Below are 14,981 nucleotides of genomic sequence, written 5' to 3' on the forward strand. Positions count from 1 at the left end.
CTACGGCAGGAGTATGGTCGATCCCGTAGTCCCGCCGCTTTCCAGATCGCGATGCGCCTGGGCCGTGTCGAGCAGCGGGTAGGTCTGCCCGATGTTTATCGACAGGACGCCGCTTTCGACCAGATCCCAGACCTTCTGCGAACCTTCTGCGCGTTCGCCGGGGTCGTCGTAATAATGGAACAGCATCGGGCGGGTGTTGTAGAGCGAACCTTTCATCGCGAGCACGCTGACATCGACCTCACCGACCGGCGCGTCAGCATTGCCATAATTGATGATCAGTCCGCGTTTGCCGGTCGCATCGAGGGAGGTCTCCCACGTCGATCGCCCGATCCCGTCGAATGTCACCCGAACGCCGGCACCGCCGGTAATTTCGCGCACCCTTTGGGCTGTGTGCTCCTGCTGGTAGAAGACGATGTGGTCCGCCCCGGCCGCGCGTGCGGCATCGGCCTTGGCTTCGGTGGAGACGGTGCCGATCACTTCGGCACCGATGTGCTTGAGCCACTGGACCAGCATCAGCCCGGTCCCGCCCGCCGCGGCATGCACCAGGACAGGCCAGCCTGCTTCGACCTTGCCACATCGGTCGGCAAGAAACTCTGCGGTGAAGGCCTTGATGGCCGCGGCGGCGGCGGTCCGGTCGTCGATCAAGTCCGGCAGGCGGAAGAGCTGCGCCGCGGCGATATTGCGGATGGTCGCGTAGGCGCCGTTCTGGGGTCCGATCGTAACGACCCGGTCGCCTTCGCGGTAGCCGGAGACATCCGGCCCCACCGCGACGATCCGGCCCGCCCCTTCTAGACCAAGCCCGCTCGGCAGTTCGGCAGGATAGATCCCGCGACGGTAATAGGTGTCGATGTAGTTGAGCCCCACGGCGCCGTGTTCTAAAGTGACTTCGCCGGGGGCCGGGGGCGGCAATTCCTCCGTTACCCATTCGATGACTTCGGGTCCACCAAGCTGGCGGATGACGGCGCGCGTGGTTTTCATGTCTGCTCCTCTACAGGACTGCAGCTGGCCTGGACCCATCGCAGGTTTATCCCGATCAGCGTCGCGTCCGGCGATGCCCAGCTATAGGCTTCCGCCCGTTCGGGATCGTCCTTGTGCATGTAGATGACCAGCGACGGCTTGTTCCGGCTGCCCTTGGACCAGGTCACGTTCCGCATGCGAAGGGTGACGTCAGGCGCGAGCCCGCTGCCTGGAAAAGCAATGCGCCCACCCTGATCGAACACCGGAAGGTTGCCAGTAAAGCTCCAGTCAGGATTGCCATCGGCCTTATCGGTAAATTTGCGCACCGACACCCAGCAGGCGAAGGGCCGCGCCCGTCGTAGTTTAGTCGCACCGATCGCCCATCCGCTTTTGTCGAGAAGTTTGAGATCGGCAGGCGGATCGCTGCGCCATTCGCCTTCGATGCCACCATATGCGTCGAGCGGACGCCAGAATCCATCATCGCGAAATTGGAGAAACATGTCGGCAGATTTGATCCGGCCTTCTTCCTCGGCAAAATACGCATCCTCGACATTGGTCCAGATACCTTCAGGGGGCAGCGCGTGTCCGCTCAACGCGGAAGCGAGCATGGCCAGCAGCACCAGGATTGGAAAGCCTTTCATCCCACGCGATGTAGCATACTGAAACGCGCAGGGAAGAGTTGTCCGGACATATTTCGCTTGACGTGCAGCCGGGTATTTTCGACGGCTACGGGCACGGGCATTCGATCGGCGATGAGGATCCAGCGATGATGGTACACGGCCAGACGGCGAGGGCACTTGTCATCCTACTTGCGGCTATCGCCGGCGGGTGCGGACCTCAGCAAACCGCAAACGGTCCGGACAATGCCGCGCAGGAGACGCCGCCAAACAATTCGCGGACTGCGACGCTCTGGAACGATCTCAGCCCGTTGGCGGAACAGGGCCGCGACGTGTATGCTCGGTGCAGTTCCTGCCATGCGATTGCGCCTGGCGGCGCGCACGGGATCGGACCGAACCTCCACGGTATCATGGGCGCAAGGATCGGCGCGCAAGACGGATATGTCTACTCGTCCGCTCTCGCACGAGCCGACGGTGTCTGGACGGAAGAGCTGCTCGATTCCTGGCTGGAGAAACCCCGCGACAGTTTCCCCGGCCATAAGATGGCGTTCGGCGGATTGCCGAACCCTGACGATCGGGCCGCCGTCATCGCCTACATCGAAGCGGCGGGACGATAAGCGAAAGCGGGTAGAGTTGCCGATTTGCGAGCCGCATAGTCACAGGTGTCCTGTCCAAATGCCGCGGTCGTCGGAGAGGTCCGCTTTGCGCCCAAATACAAGCATTCCGATGAGCCTGGGTCGATCCTGTAAGCTGCCGATCGTTCAGCAACGGATCGGAGTTTCTCGGGTCCGCATTTTGACCCTGAATGCCAATTTGACGCGAGGTGACAACATCAATCGGGTTCGTAAGCGGCGCGGTCTACGTCACGAGCGATTTCATCCCAACGCGCAGCCGGAATGTGCGCAAGGATGTTTATGGTGCCATCATCCTCGCGATGCAGCACCAACGCGTCACCTTCGTCGAGTAACCGCGTCGTAACGGCGTCGATCGTGCCGTGGTGGCCCAAAAGGACGAGCAACCCTTCCTTCGGTCGTTCATTCTCGATCAGTCCCGTAACCTCGGCCAGCACGTCGTCGTAATCGCGCATTTTGCCGTCGGGTCCAATCAGTTCCGGAGTAATTTTATGGACTCCTCCGAACATCAAGCGCGCGCTTTCAACAGCGCGGCAATAAGTTGACGAGATTACGCGCCGAACTGGTAGGTTGAGCTTCTCAACTGCCATTCCAATTGCTCGAGCGCTTGCGCGTCCTGCTTCCGATAAACCTCGCTGCTGCTCGCAGGAACCAGCGACATACGGCTCAAAGTCCCAGCGCCCAGTGGTCTCGGTGCGGTCATGACGAAACAATAGGATGAGGCGTTCACTGCGTAACCGCTCGATCAGCGGAGCATAGGCGGGGCCTAATCTCCCGCCCTCAATCACCGGCTCCGGTATTTCTGCACTCGGTGTTTGCGCCATGATGGGTGAGGCAATCGCGATCAACATCGCGGCAAAGAAGGGTCGCATCTCAGAAACTCGCCGCTAAGCCAACACCGGCGACACGCCCACGCGCAACTGATGCACCCTCGACACCAGGGCCATAAAGCACCCCATTGAGCTCCTGCCGCGCATCCAACAAATTTCGTGCGAACAGATAAGCCTCGGTATCGCCGAATCGCAGGCCCAGCCGTGCATCGACATTGTGATAGGCAGGCATATCAAAACTGTTCGCCACATCGGCGGCGCGCTTGCCGGCATATTGGTGGGTCAGCGCGAAAAGCGGTGTGAATGCGCGCCCGCCAAGCGAGGCCGGCTTGCCTGCATAGCTGAGCGTGACTGTGCTGCTAAACTCTGCGACATTGGGTATGCGGTTGCCGGGCACCGCGCCAGATTTGGCATCAGCGCTGCGGATCTCTCCCTCTGTCCATTGCGCTCCGCCCGCCAGCGACCAGCCTTCGGCGAGAGCAACTTCAGCCTCCGCCTCGAGGCCATAGCTGCGCGTATCGAGATTGACCGGCACGAAAGTGAAGGTGATGAAGTCAAGCACGAACAACTGTTCATCGGTCACGTCATTGTAAAAACCGGCAAGGTTGAAGCGGGCACGCCCGTCGAGCAACCGTGCCTTGAGGCCGGTCTCATAGGTCCAAGACGTGGAAGCCGCATAGGATGCGCTGGCGATTCCAAAAGCCCCGTTCAACGTAAAGCGGGGAAAACCTCCGCTCTTCGCGCCGCGCCCGACGGTGGCATAGAGGTTGACGTCATCACTAGCTTCCCAGTTCAGCGCTGCGCGACCAGTCCACAGGTCGAAATCGGCACGCGAATTTTCGCTAAAGCTGGCTACGCTGCCGGGGAAGCCGACTCCGGTAAATGACGCATCGAGCGTCTTCTCATCGCGGGTATAACGGCCGCCCAATGTCGCCTTAAGGCGTGGGCTGCCCAGCGGCGCTGTCACCTCGCCATAAATGGCATAGGAATTGATGATCTGCTGCGCATCGCGGTCGCCGTTGAGGACCGGCGAGAAGCTCGAGCGGTTGTCGAGTTCGACATCGAAATCGGAGCCGAAATATACCGCACCTGCTGCCCAAGCGACGGCCTGTTCAGCGGGACTGGAGAACCGCAACTCTTGGTAGAGGCGGCGCTCGCGCTCGCGCCAGTCGGAAAAGTCGAGCGGCGACAGGAAAGCCGACGACGGCAGACCGCCGAACAGCGGACCATAGATCAAGCCATCTGTGTCATCTGTGAGCTGCTCATTGTCGAAGCCGTTGATCGCGGTGATCGATGTGAAATCGACTCCGCCTAACGGTGCTTCTGCCTTCAGGCTCAACCCCCAGCCGGTGCGCTCGACCCGGTTTTCGGGATCGAGCTCGACGACATCGCGGGGTTGGCCGCGCAGCACATAATAAAAGGGGTCACTATCCTGCCGGTCGATATTGGCGGTCAGAGTAAAGCGCGCTCCGCTCTGTCCGCCAGGTGTGAACACCAGCGTGCCGCGCGCAGCATAGCTGTCGCGGTCGCCGAGGCCTCCACCACCCGGCGCTATGTTGCGGATAAAACCGTCCATCGTTGATTTGCGTGCGGTCAACCCTGCCGCGAGCCGGTCGGTGACCAGCGGTCCTGACAGCGATGCCTGAGCAAGACCAAAATCATTCTCGCCGCCTTCGAGCCGGACGTCCGCCGCGAATACTTCCCCCGGCTGCCGTGTAGTAATGTTAAGCGCGCCGCCCTGACTGTTCCGGCCGAACAGGGTGCCCTGTGGTCCTCGCAGGACCTCGATCCGCTCCAAATCGAGATAAGCAAATTCTGAAGCATAAACTGGTTGTGGCACGCCATCGACGTAGGTGACCACCGACCCGTCATCTGGACTAATCGCTTGGCTGAGCGGTCCGATACCACGCAACTGGAAGTAAGCGAACCGGCCATCATCGAAGCTTGTCAGCGAGAGGCCCGGCACTTGTCGAAAGAGTGAGAGAGTATCGTCAATACGTCGCGTAGCAAGCGTATCAGCGTCGAGCACAGTGAGCGTAAATGGAACGTCGCGCGCTCGCTCTTCGCGCAAGCGTGCGGTCACAACGATTTCGTCGTCCTGCACTGAGGGTTCTGCTGAATTTTGGGCGGACGTCGATGCTGGCATGGCAGCCATGGCGGCCGACGTGAACAAAATGATGGATTTAAAGCGCATACTGACCCCTAATCGAGGGACGCACTTATCCTAGCGGGACAGACCTCCGTCCGTGCCGCGCGGGAGTTTCAACCGTTGGATCCGGGAGCATTTGCTTAGAAAGCGCGGGTCACCTCGCTCGGAAGTTTTCCGAAATGCCGACGGAATGCATCGGCGAAGCAACGGGGGCAGACATAACCTGCAGCGGCGGCGGCATCGCCGACCGACAGTCCGTCATACAGACTGTCGGCAGCCCGCTCCATGCGCCGCTGGCGAACATAACCGAAAATGGTGGTGCCGAAAGTCGCTTTGAAACTGCGCTTGAGCTTGAAGTCATTGATTCCAAGGAGCCGCGCAAGCTCAATGATCGAAGGCGGATCGTCGAGGTGCTCGTCGAGCCAGGCACGCGCATCATGCATGTGCCTATCATTGGCTAAATCACGCATAGCTCGTTCATTCCGAGTTACAGCGTTGATTTGTGCTGCAAGTAGTCCGAGCGCGCAGGATTCAAGAAACATTGTTCGTGCCGCTCCCGTATATGGGGTGGCAAACATTTTCTCGGCTATTAGCGCTGATGAGGCGTCGAGAGGGGCGAGGCGTGAAACACTAACTTGAGATGACGCATGACGCGCCATCTCGTCGAGCAAATCACCACTTTGGTGATGCCTTCCGAGAAGCTCGCGAAAAGCATCAGGCTCGAAACGTAGGGATACGGTTCGAAAACCACTCTCTGGTAGGCAAAAAATTGACGATGTGCCACGGGACGCAGCCCCGGCCCACACGTCGAGTGGGCACGTCCTAAATTCCTCTCCTTCCATATCGAATGCTGCGCCGCCTTCCAGATGAAAGCCGATTCCGAAAACGTCAGCAGGTTCTTGGAAATGGAATAAGCAGCCGTCTCCTGCCGTCTGGCTGAGAACCAGATCGAACCCTTCTTGGAGGGACAAGGTTTCGACTGATGAAGACGCCCAGCGGGCCATAGGCGACCATGGCTCACTTTCGATTTCAACATCGCTACGCGCCGCTGTGTCGCTACGTCCCATATGATACAGTGTATCAATGTTACCTTCGGCGGTCGACGCTTTTGTCTGCTTCACACAGAGCCTTCAAAACCTTCGCGCCGCTTACGGGATCGCACGTCTCTCTTGCAGTCTAGCGGAAAGCTGCCTAACCGCCCTAGAGATGTTGTAACATATTGCCTTGGAGAATCCCCTTGAAGAAGTTTGCGCTGCTGGCGACCACCGTCCTCGCCAGTCCGGCTTTGGCCCAATCCGCCCCCGAAACGAATCGCGACCCCGTCCACGGCGACGAATCCCGGGTGATCATCGTCACTGCCGACTTTGTTGACGAACTCGATATCCTCGCCGGCACCTCGATCGTGACTGGCGATGAACTGCTGCGCCAGCTGGAACCGCAGATCGGCGACGTGCTCGCCCGTCAGCCCGGCGTTTCCGCCACCTCCTTCAGTCCCGGCGCCTCGCGGCCCGTGTTGCGCGGCCTTCAGGGTGAGCGCGTCCGGGTGCTGACCGACGGGATCGGCACGCTCGACGTGTCGAACACCTCGGTCGATCACGCGGTCACCATTGATCCGCTTGTGACCGAGCGGATCGAGATTTTCCGCGGCCCTGCTGCCCTGTTGTTCGGCAGCCAGGCGATCGGCGGCGCGGTCAACGCGCTCGACCGCCGCATTCCGCGCGCGATCCCCGAGAATGGCTACCACCTCGATGCGATCGGCTCTTATTCTTCGGCCTATGACGGCTACAGCGGCAGCGCGGCAGCCGATATCGCGCTGGGCGAGCAGTTCGTCGTCCATATCGATGGTAGCTATCGCAAGACTGAGGATGTCGAAGTCGGCGGCTTCGTGCTCACGCCGGCGCTGCGTGCCCAGCAACTCGCGATCGCCGAAGAAGAATTCGAAGAGGGCAATTTTGGCGAGGCCGAGGAAGCGCTCGAATTTGCGGAATTGCGCGGCGTGCTGCCCAATAGCGCGACCGAGACCTACACTCTGGGTGGCGGCTTCGCGTTCATCAACGAGGGCGGCAGCCTCGGTGCATCAGTCAGTTATTTTGACAGCCGCTACGGCGTCCCCGCGCGACCGGGCGCCGAACATGCTCATGGTGAAGAGGGTGAAGAGGGCGAGGAAGAAGGCGAAGAGGAAGAAGGCCCCGTCACGATCGATCTCAAGCAATATCGCGCCGATCTGCGCGGCGAGGTATTTACCGGAGGGGGCTTCCTCGAAAAGATCAAGTTCCGCTCCGGGTTCTCCGATTACCAGCACATCGAGTTCGAAGGCGATGAGGTCGGCACCGTGTTCGACACCCAGGGGTTCGAGACCCGGCTCGAGCTGGTGCAGAACGATCGCAACGGCTGGCGCGGTGTGACCGGTTTCCAGGGCTCGACCCGCAAGTTCTCCGCGGTCGGCGCCGAAGCGTTCGTTCCGCCCAACGATACCGATCAATACGGCATCTTCACGCTCCAGGAATTCGAGTTCGGCCCGATCGGTGTCGAATTGTCCGGGCGTTACGAGCGGACCGACGTGCGCTCGGACAGCGTCGCGATCGGGCTCGAGGAGGATGCGATCATCACCGCCGTCGATCGCGACTTCAATGCGTTCTCCATCGCCGGCGGCGTGAATTACGCGATCGCGCCCGATGTGAAGCTGGGGCTCAATCTCAGCCGCGTCGAACGCGCTCCCTCGGCCGAGGAGCTGTTCTCCAACGGACCGCATATCGCGACCCAGGCCTTTGAAGTCGGTGATCCCTTCCTAGAGAAGGAACGCAGCCTTGGCGCCGAGGCTTATCTGCGCGGCGAGGCAGGAGCCGCACGCTTCCAACTGGCTGCATATTACAGCCGCTTCGACAACTTCATTTACGAAACCGACACCGGGCTCGAAGCCGATGGCCTACCGCTATTCCAATTCCTGCAATCGGATGCCGACTATTACGGCTTCGAGGCCCAGGCCTCCTACGATCTGATCGATCGCGAAGGTCTGAGAGTGACCATCGACGGTGTCGCCGACTACACTCGTGCAAAAATCGACGGCGACGGGCCCGCACCGCGAATCCCGCCGCTGCGGATCTTGGGCGGGGTCGAGGCGGAAACCGGCAGCCTGGGCGCTCGGGTCGAAGCCGAGTGGGTCGACGACCAGAACCGGACCGCCTCGTTCGAACTGCCGACAGAAGGCTACACCATGGTCAACGCCTCGGTGTCGTGGCGGCCATTCGGCGCGCGCAACGAAACGCTGCTGATTCTCTCGGGCGACAATCTGTTCGATGTCGATGCCCGCCGCCATGCCAGCTTTACCAAGGACTTCGTGCCTCTGGCTGGGCGCAACATCAAATTGTCGGCTCGTTTGAGTTTCTAAGGTGCATCGCCGGCTGTGTGCTGCAAAGCCGCAGCCGGCGACAGCTTTTCGTGGCCAGCTCCTTTGAGCCACTAACAGGCTAAAGCAAAACTGTGGTTCCCCGGAGAGAGAGTTGTAATTTTGGCAAATATTGACAGCGCTGCAAGAGCCCTGTGACGCCGCGAATATTGTTAGCTTTTAATCGCAATCGTGGCAGCGTCCGGCAATCTCTGTCGGACGGGCTGACAGTTGAAAGCCGATCGTGTCGCTGCATTGATCGAGAAGGTTGCGCACGCCCTTGGCGCTAACCTCGATTACATGACCGCAGCCGTCACACGTTATCAGGATGTCGGCAACGCCATCAGGCATGCCAGATAGGCAATATGTTTTCTTACTTTCAACACGCCGAACTAACCCCGCGGCCGAAAGCAGCTTGAGTATGCGATAGGCGCTGTTCGGGCCGATCCTGCGCCCTTGTGCTTCACTAAGCTCTGAGATCAGTTCGTAGGCACTTCGAGGTGATCTGGCTTTCCACAAACCATGCAGCACCGCTTCGCGAAGTGGCGTCAATGCGATGCCCGCTTGATCGCAAGCGATCAATGCGCGGTGCCGAAGGGATTTCCACTCATAGCCTTCATGCATAATGGCAACCCTCCTCAGGCTATGGCAAAAACTAGCCGCTCGCCCAATCAGAATGATCCTTGTCATTCGACTGGGTCTGGAATGAAATCTGCATTTGTTCTCAACCGGGGCGAGCATCCTTGAGCACATAGAAGATGCCACTCTCATCGTATCCAGTAAGCTCGAGCACTCCGGTGACCACGATCGCTTTGTCCCCGCTGAGCGGGAAAGCGCTGCTGGCCTTGACCTCAATGTATTGATTGGGTGCCGCGTGAAAATGGAACGGGCAGCCAGGCGGATAAGCCATCAACAGAAAGTGGGTCTGGCGGCGCCCCGGTTCGAAGGCATCCATCCACCCGGCGACCTTGACGCGTTTGCCATCCAGCCTCTTCACCTGCGCTGTAAAGCTGGGTTTCGAACGCAGGTAGCCATCCGGACCCTTGCGGGCGATTTCCTTCGTCGACTCCAGCACCGCCCACGACACGCCGCCCTTTGGGGTCGCCGCCGGGCGCCAGACATCCTGCTGCACATTAGCACGCTGCATAGCTGCTGCACCCGACGCTGCGATCGGAACAAGCAGCAACGCGGCGATAATCGTGAGGGCGCGATACGTCATGGCAGGACCTTTGTGTCAGTTGCGATCTAGGATGGGGGCGAGGTTGTTGCGAGTGACGTGCCAGGCAGGAAGCAGAGCGGCGACCATTCCGACCATCACTGCGCCTGCCACGATCCAGACTTCCTCTGGATAGAACCGAAAGGGGGAGATTCCTGCTTCGGCGACGCTGCGATAGCTCTGCGAAGCGAACCAAAGTAATCCATGCGCGAAGAGCAATCCGGCCAGCGCTGAAAGAAGCGCAATGATGACGCCCTCGAGGAGGACTGTGCCGAATATCGAGGCTCGGTTCGCTCCCATCACACGCAGCAACGCCAGATCACCCTCTCGGGCGCGCACTGCATTCCACAACGTGACGAAGATTGCGAAAGCACCGGCGCCCCCCAATAACAGACCCAGCAGGCTCAGAGCCTCGATGGCAGGTTCGAACAGGGTCAGCAGGCGCGTGCTCTCGCGAGCCGGCGAGGCGGCCTGCAAGGCAGTGTCGCGGTTGATGCTGGCAGGCAGGCGGACAGCGGCAGCAGGGCTTCGGTAGCTGACCAAGATGGCGGTGATATCGGCATCGCTGCTGTGATGCTCCATATCGTCGGCAGCTTGACTTTGACCTGCCTCGCTGTGGCCATGCTGGCTTCCAGAACCTTCGGTGTCGGAATGTTCGATACCGTGCACGTCCCAAACGCTTTCCATGCTGGTCAGTATCAGCCTGTCGACTGGCTTGCCGGTTGGAGCCAGGATTCCGACTACGACGAACGGTGTCGCGTCGTGCCCCTGTTCGCCGCCGTCTTCGGCAAACCCGTGGCTACCTATGAACAGCTGGCCAAGTGCTGCCCCGGTTGCAGCGGCTACCTCCGCACCGATTACCACTTCGGCGGACTGCGCGAAGCCCCTGCCTGCGGCCAGTTCTGCTGCGTAGAGGTCGACAAGTGCAGGCTCGGTCCCGACGATCCGGAAGCCACGAAAATTATCCCCGAGAGCGAGGGGAATGGCCGATGAAACCATCGGGTTCCCCCGCAGCTCTGCAAGCGCTGTGCGGGGGATATTCCCGGTCGGCTGATCGAGATGATAAACAGAGGAGAGGACAAGTTGAAGTGGCGAGCCCTTGGCTCCCACCACCAGGTCGATGTTCTCCGCACCGTCGAGAAAGCGTTCCTCCAATTGCCGGGTCGACTGCAACAGCAGGATCAACATGCCCACCGAGATCGCGAGCAGAAGGATGTTGAGCGCTGTAGTGAGCTTGCGCTCTGCCAGATAGGCAAGGACCAGCCGGATCACTGTGCTGACCCTTCGACGGTTGACTTCAGTTCCGTAACCGCCGGGAAAAAGGGCCGCAGACGGTCGTCGTGGGTGGCAATCAGTAGGCTGGTTCCGTGAGCTTCGGCCAGACGCAGCAGCATTGCACCGACATTCTCCGCATTGGTCTGGTCAAGGGCTGAGGTCGGCTCATCGGCGATGAGCAAGGCGGGCTGTGCGATCAGAGCCCGGGCGATGGCTGCGCGCTGCGCCTCGCCATGGCTGAGCTGATGCGGGCGGGCATGGGCCTTGTCGGCAATCCCCAGCTCGGTGAGCAGCCCGAGCGCCTCCTGCCGAGAAGATCGAAGCCCCGCCAGACGGGCTGCGAGCAAGAGGTTAGCGCTGATATCGATTGCGGACACGAGACGCAGCGCCTGGAAGACCACAGCGATATGCGCCTTGCGCACTGCGTCGCGTGTAGCCTCGCTCCCCTCGGAGATGAGCTTCCCCGCAACACGAATGGTCCCACGGTCGGGCCGGAGAAATCCGCAAATCAGATTGATCAACGTCGACTTCCCCGAGCCGGAGGGCCCGATCAGCAGGCGTTGCTGGCCCGGCGCCATAGACAGGTTGAAGTCGCGAAGGATCGAAACCTCGCCGTAACCATGGTGAATATTTGCAAGGTTCAGCGCGGGGACGACGTCGGGGATATCGGTGGCATCAGTCAGACGCGGCAATGCACCCTCCGTCGCCAGTTGATGATATGCGCGCTGGCAAGCAGCACAGCGCCGATACTGGTCACTATGGTTTCGAGCGATTCGCCCTCGACCAAGAGACCAGCGGTCATTGCGGAAAGGCCGGCTATTCCAAGCCAGAACGGCTGCCAGGCGCGTGCAGACTGGCGTGCCGCTCGCCACAAAACCAGCGAACTAAGCGGCAGTGCTGCAAGCAACAGCGAAAGATGCACCGTCTCGGGCAGGTCCAGCCAACGCGACCACGCCGGCAAAAGGGCGATAAGCGCGGGCAAGGCAAGGCAATGGATCAAGCATGCCGTTGACACGGAGACTGCCAGCCCATCGAGCCAGTTTGCAAAATTTCGACGGGCGATCATCACACCGAAGAGTTTTCGTTGGCCAGAGATGGCGTATCGATGACCAGCACAAGGCGTCTCACCCGAAGATCGGCGGCCGGGGGCGAGCGGTGCAGGCAGGCAGAATGGCCCTCACCAAAGAGTCGGCCCTTGAACAGCCCGACCCAACCGGCCGGGACCGACCAGAGGTTAGACTCGAGCTTCTCTGCGCCCATCGGAAGCACCTGCGTGCCGGGTCCCGCATAGGTCGTGATCAGCCGAAGGTCAGTGTAATCCGAATGGATTTTCCGGCAGGAATTGGTCACGACGAGTTCGAGCCGGATGCGAACCGCGCCCGCATGCATAATCGCGTCGAAACGCGTGGCCAGATCCAGAATGTCGGCAGCGAGCGGGGGTGGAAGAACTCCTAGCGCTGAGACCGCCTCTTCAGGTATCCCTGTTCCGATGCTCTCAAATGGATCCTGGTTCACCAACCAGTCGATGGCACTAGAGAGGTGTGCAACATCGCGAGCTTCGAGAACAAGCGACCGTTCGAAGTCCTCGAGATCACGCCATTGAGCCCCGACTGCGTCCGCTACGAGAGGGGTCACGTTTAAGGACGATGACGGAGCGAGACTGTCGAAGCTGAGCCTGGAAACAGATCGAAATGGGCCGGAAGCCAAAGCTGCCTTAGCGAAATCGGGTGATGCTGATGGCATTTGGGTGGTGCTCGGTGGCTGTGGATCTAAATCGACTGGGACGGGGCTAGACAGTCTCGCCAACTGGGTCAATGATATGTTATTGCATACCATCTCACCCGAGGGTAATTCCGGCGGCCGATGTAGCTAAAGGAACTGTAACTAGAACGTAGGCTCGGTCCCCCACCTCGTGATTGACCACCGCTTCAGGAAAGATTCCATGCCATCCAGTCTCGAGCAGCTCGACTTCGTCCCCAGCAATCCCACCCTCGGCCAGACGGCGACGATCGGCGAGCTTATCGACCAGCGCTATTCGCGGCGCGGAGCGATGAAAGGAATGTTGGGTGCGGCGACGATAGCCGGTATTTCTACCGGGCTGGGGGGCTGCGTAACCGCTGGGACGCAGGCGATTGGTCAATCGACCTTTGTCGAACTCAAGCGCGGCGTCGACACCATGCATCATGTCGCTCCCGGACATGACGCGAATATTTTGATCCGCTGGGGCGATCCGCTGATGGAGGGAGACGGCGATTTTAATCCATTGCGGCAGAGCGCGGAGGATCAGGAACGGCGGTTCGGCTACAACAACGACTACATCGGCTTCCTGCCTCTTCCCTCCGAAAGCCGCGGTGAGCAGCGCGGGTTGCTATGCGTCAACCACGAATACAGCATCGCACCGCTGATGCTGCCCGGAGCAGCAGGGCGCGAGCTCACCGCTGCGGAATGCGAGATCGAGAAGGCAGCGCATGGCGGCACGATCGTCGAAGTCGTCAAATGTGGGCGGAACTGGCGCTATGTCCAAGGGTCGGGCTACAACCGCCGGATCACAGGTCGCACTCCAGGCATAAACATGACCGGCCCCGCAGCTAGCAGTCCGCGACTTGTCACGAGCGCTGACCCCACCGGGCGTTCGGTCGTCGGCACGCTCAATAATTGTGCCGGTGGCATCACCCCTTGGGGGAGCTATCTGCTCGCCGAGGAGAACTTCAACGGCTATTTCAGCGGCACTGCCGTCGGGCCCGAAGCCGCCAATCACAAACGCTACGGCGTCCCCGGTGGATGGTATGAATGGGCCAAGCATGATTCACGCTTCGACGTCGGTCAGGAGCCCAACGAGCCCAATCGCTTCGGCTGGATCGTCGAAATCGATCCGATGGATCCGACTTCGACGCCGAAAAAGCGCACCGCGCTCGGCAGGTTCAAGCACGAGGGCGCGGAAAGCGTCCACAATCGCGATGGCCGGGTCGTGGTCTACTCCGGAGACGATCAGGTGTTCGACTATGTCTACAAATTCGTCACCGCAGAGAGGTTCGATCCGGCGCGCCCCGAAACCGGGCGCGATCTGCTTGATGCGGGAACCCTTTATGTCGCCCGCTTCGACGCCGATGGAACCGTCGAATGGATGCCCCTGATCCATGGCGCTGGGCCGCTGACTGCAGCCAACGGCTTTGCCGATCAAGCCGATGTGCTGATTGAGACGCGCCGCGCGGCCGATTTGCTCGGCGCGACGCCGATGGACCGGCCCGAGGATGTCGAACCCGACCCCCGGAGCGGCAGGGTCTATGTCATGTTGACCAACAACACCCGACGCGACGCGGACAATGTAGACCCCGCCAATCCGCGCGCCGGCAATGCCTTTGGTCACATCATCGAGATCGTCGAGACCGATGGTGATTTTACCGCCACCCGTTCGACCTGGAACATGCTGGTGCGCTGCGGAGATCCCGCCGTCGCGGAAGTCGGCGCGCTGTGGGGCCCGGGAACCAGCGAGAACGGCTGGTTCGGCTCGCCCGACAACGTCGCGATCGACTCCGATGGAAGGCTGTGGGTCTCGACCGACGGCAAGGAAGTGCTGAACCAATGCGCCAATGGCGTCTGGAGAGTGGATACCGAAGGCCCGACGCGAGGCCGGTCGCAGCTGTTTTTCCGCACTCCAACAGGTGCTGAACTGTGCGGGCCTCGTTTTATCCGCGACGAAGAAACTCTCTTCGTCGCGGTGCAGCATCCCGCCGATGATGGTGAAGCCTATCCGCCGCACGCACGTCCCTCGACTTTTGCCGACCCATCGACACGCTGGCCCGATTTCGATCCCCTGATGCCGCCACGCCCTTCGGTGCTGACGATCACCAGAAGCGGTGGCGGTAAGATAGGCACATGAGCCCGCGACCGAAGCGGACCTGAGGGCAAAGTTGAAGGAC

Annotated in this window: 14 protein-coding genes; 3 read left to right on the top strand and 11 right to left on the bottom strand. The window is 60.5% G+C overall.

Annotation, left to right across the window (positions count from 1 at the left end):
• Positions 1 to 978, bottom strand: a complete 978-nt coding sequence (locus A9995_RS14485) for a quinone oxidoreductase (RefSeq protein WP_067614284.1) — start codon at positions 976 to 978, stop codon at positions 1 to 3.
• Entirely contained in the window at positions 975 to 1,577 is a 603-nt protein-coding gene (locus tag A9995_RS14490; protein WP_145916981.1) for a hypothetical protein, read from the bottom strand. Before A9995_RS14490 ends, A9995_RS14485 begins: the two co-directional genes overlap by 4 nt.
• Positions 1,578 to 1,660: 83 nt before the next feature.
• On the opposite strand from A9995_RS14490, the gene A9995_RS14495 reads away from it, so the two are divergent.
• A complete protein-coding gene (locus A9995_RS14495) occupies positions 1,661 to 2,191 on the top strand; it encodes a cytochrome c family protein (protein WP_067614288.1) in 531 nt (176 codons plus the stop codon).
• 215 nt (positions 2,192 to 2,406) lie between these two features.
• On the opposite strand, the gene A9995_RS16805 is transcribed toward A9995_RS14495, so the two are convergent.
• From A9995_RS16805 to A9995_RS16200, 3 genes are all read right to left on the bottom strand, one after another.
• On the bottom strand, positions 2,407 to 3,057 hold the full coding sequence (locus tag A9995_RS16805) for a hypothetical protein (protein WP_233998237.1): 651 nt from the start codon (positions 3,055 to 3,057) through the stop codon (positions 2,407 to 2,409).
• Positions 3,058 to 3,079: 22 nt separating this feature from the next.
• A complete protein-coding gene (locus A9995_RS14505; RefSeq protein ID WP_082992768.1) occupies positions 3,080 to 5,230 on the bottom strand; it encodes a TonB-dependent receptor in 2,151 nt (716 codons plus the stop codon).
• A 95-nt stretch (positions 5,231 to 5,325) separates the two neighbouring features.
• Positions 5,326 to 6,306 carry an AraC family transcriptional regulator gene (locus A9995_RS16200; RefSeq protein ID WP_145916984.1) on the bottom strand — a complete coding sequence of 327 codons (981 nt, stop codon included), beginning with the start codon at positions 6,304 to 6,306 and terminating at the stop codon, positions 5,326 to 5,328.
• A gap of 116 nt (positions 6,307 to 6,422) precedes the next feature.
• Here A9995_RS16200 and A9995_RS14515 point away from each other — a divergent pair, with 116 nt between their 5' ends.
• A complete protein-coding gene (locus A9995_RS14515) occupies positions 6,423 to 8,573 on the top strand; it encodes a TonB-dependent receptor (protein WP_233998238.1) in 2,151 nt (716 codons plus the stop codon).
• A gap of 177 nt (positions 8,574 to 8,750) precedes the next feature.
• Here the strand turns inward: A9995_RS14515 and A9995_RS16205 are convergent, their stop codons facing one another.
• The 6 genes from A9995_RS16205 to A9995_RS17120 form a co-directional block, all read right to left on the bottom strand.
• Entirely contained in the window at positions 8,751 to 9,194 is a 444-nt protein-coding gene (locus A9995_RS16205) for a Fur family transcriptional regulator (protein WP_168157412.1), read from the bottom strand.
• Positions 9,195 to 9,294: 100 nt separating this feature from the next.
• Positions 9,295 to 9,789, bottom strand: coding sequence for a DUF3299 domain-containing protein (locus tag A9995_RS14520; RefSeq protein WP_067614305.1), 495 nt, complete (start codon positions 9,787 to 9,789; stop codon positions 9,295 to 9,297).
• A 15-nt stretch (positions 9,790 to 9,804) separates the two neighbouring features.
• On the bottom strand, positions 9,805 to 11,058 hold the full coding sequence (locus A9995_RS14525) for an ABC transporter permease (protein ID WP_067614307.1): 1,254 nt from the start codon (positions 11,056 to 11,058) through the stop codon (positions 9,805 to 9,807).
• Entirely contained in the window at positions 11,055 to 11,753 is a 699-nt protein-coding gene (locus A9995_RS14530) for an ATP-binding cassette domain-containing protein (RefSeq protein ID WP_233998239.1), read from the bottom strand. The genes A9995_RS14525 and A9995_RS14530 overlap by 4 nt, the downstream gene beginning before the upstream one ends.
• Positions 11,741 to 12,127, bottom strand: a complete 387-nt coding sequence (locus A9995_RS14535; protein WP_067614309.1) for a MerC domain-containing protein — start codon at positions 12,125 to 12,127, stop codon at positions 11,741 to 11,743. The genes A9995_RS14530 and A9995_RS14535 overlap by 13 nt, the downstream gene beginning before the upstream one ends.
• Positions 12,127 to 12,576, bottom strand: a complete 450-nt coding sequence (locus A9995_RS17120; protein WP_168157413.1) for a DUF1826 domain-containing protein — start codon at positions 12,574 to 12,576, stop codon at positions 12,127 to 12,129. The genes A9995_RS14535 and A9995_RS17120 overlap by 1 nt, the downstream gene beginning before the upstream one ends.
• 427 nt (positions 12,577 to 13,003) lie before the next feature.
• Between A9995_RS17120 and A9995_RS14545 the strand changes: the two genes are divergently transcribed.
• Positions 13,004 to 14,941, top strand: coding sequence for a PhoX family phosphatase (locus A9995_RS14545; protein WP_145916985.1), 1,938 nt, complete (start codon positions 13,004 to 13,006; stop codon positions 14,939 to 14,941).
• Positions 14,942 to 14,981: the final 40 nt, after the last annotated feature.

Source organism: Erythrobacter sp. QSSC1-22B, from assembly GCF_001678665.1.
Taxonomy (GTDB): Bacteria; Pseudomonadota; Alphaproteobacteria; order Sphingomonadales; family Sphingomonadaceae; genus Qipengyuania.

Bases quoted from the DNA above. Each gene is read 5' to 3' on its own strand.
- A9995_RS14485 (WP_067614284.1), bottom strand. From the start codon at position 978: ATGAAAACCACGCGCGCCGTCATCCGCCAGCTTGGTGGACCCGAAGTC.
- A9995_RS16805 (WP_233998237.1), bottom strand. From the start codon at position 3,057: ATGTTGATCGCGATTGCCTCACCCATCATGGCGCAAACACCGAGTGCA.
- A9995_RS14505 (WP_082992768.1), bottom strand. From the start codon at position 5,230: ATGCGCTTTAAATCCATCATTTTGTTCACGTCGGCCGCCATGGCTGCC.
- A9995_RS16205 (WP_168157412.1), bottom strand. From the start codon at position 9,194: ATGCATGAAGGCTATGAGTGGAAATCCCTTCGGCACCGCGCATTGATC.
- A9995_RS14520 (WP_067614305.1), bottom strand. From the start codon at position 9,789: ATGACGTATCGCGCCCTCACGATTATCGCCGCGTTGCTGCTTGTTCCG.
- A9995_RS14535 (WP_067614309.1), bottom strand. From the start codon at position 12,127: ATGATCGCCCGTCGAAATTTTGCAAACTGGCTCGATGGGCTGGCAGTC.
- A9995_RS14545 (WP_145916985.1), top strand. From the start codon at position 13,004: ATGCCATCCAGTCTCGAGCAGCTCGACTTCGTCCCCAGCAATCCCACC.